Raw genomic sequence first — 1,247 nt, forward strand, 5'->3', positions numbered from 1 at the left:
CTGGGGTTCTCTGGTTCATACCCTCGTGGAGCGGGATGGCATCTGTGACGAATCTTTTTTCCCTGCTCAGTTGAACTGGATCACGCAAGGTGCCCATAGTAAGCTACCGTCCCTGAATATAGCAGGAAACCAGGTAAATAACAATCCTCAGACCATGTTCACCAGCATTGATCATGTGGTACTTAATGTAGCTGCTGGTGATTTAGGGCGGGCAGTAAATTGGTATCAACAAGTGCTGAGATTTTGCCCACAACAAATGTTTTCTATTCAGACACAACAGTCTGGCTTATACTCTCAGGTCATGGTTGATCCCACTGGTCAGGTGCAGTTGCCGATCAATGAACCGACTTCTGCTAATTCCCAGATTCAGGAATTTCTAGATGTCAATGGTGGACCAGGAATCCAGCATATTGCTCTTGGAACTAGCAATATACTCCAGGCGATCGCCCAGCTCCGTTCTCGAGGTTTGCCTTTTATTGAGGTTCCTCCCAGCTACTACAGCCAGTGGTGGGAAACCCATTGCGGCTCTAATTTCCTTTTACCAAAGGCAGAATGGGAAGAAATTGCTACCAGACAAATTTTAGTAGATTACCAGGAAGAGTTTCCCCAAGCTTTGTTACTTCAAACCTTCACCCAGCCCATTTTTGGCAAACCTACTTTCTTTTTTGAAGTGATTGAGCGCCGCTTTCAGGCCAAGGGCTTTGGGGAAGGCAATTTTCGTGCTCTGTTTGAAGCAATCGAGCGGGAACAGAACAAGCGAGGACGTTTAAGCACTAGTGAATCACCCATCTAAATTGCGGTCGCCTTAATTCCTTCAATAACGCTGACAATGCCCCGGATTGGCACAATTTTTGTTACGTTAAACCCTGCTGCTGCAAACAGGGTACGAAATTCTTCAGCGGTGCGTTCCTTGCCCCCCGGACACATAACCAGCATGTTTACATCCATCAGTTTGCCGATAAAGGGATCATTGCCGGAAGGAATTACTTGCTCTACTACCAAAACTTTACCATTGTCTACCATTGCCTGATTACATTGTTTCAAAATGGCGATCACTCGGTCATCATCCCAGTCATGAATAATGTGTTTGAGGATATAAGCCTCAACTCCAGCGGGCACTGATTCAAAAAAGTTTCCGCTGACCAGTTGGCAGCGATCCCTCACGCCACTGCTTGCTATCTGTAGCTTTGCCCCCTCAATCACATCTGGCATATCAAACAAAATCCCTGTCATACCAGGATGTGCTA

2 protein-coding genes are annotated in these 1,247 nt (G+C 46.4%); one reads left to right on the forward strand and one right to left on the reverse strand.

Annotated features, from left to right (window positions below; translation table 11 throughout):
* Positions 1–793, forward strand: a 793-nt coding sequence (locus F6K37_RS43180; protein WP_287257312.1) for a 4-hydroxyphenylpyruvate dioxygenase family protein, incomplete at its 5' end; no start/stop codon positions are given.
* Here F6K37_RS43180 and F6K37_RS43185 read toward each other — a convergent pair.
* A partial coding sequence (locus tag F6K37_RS43185; RefSeq protein WP_287257313.1) for a methyltransferase occupies positions 790–1,247 on the reverse strand: 458 nt, incomplete at its 5' end. The genes F6K37_RS43180 and F6K37_RS43185 overlap by 4 nt on opposite strands.

This window comes from Moorena sp. SIO4E2 (assembly GCF_010671945.1).
Lineage (GTDB): Bacteria > Cyanobacteriota > Cyanobacteriia > Cyanobacteriales > Coleofasciculaceae > Moorena > Moorena producens.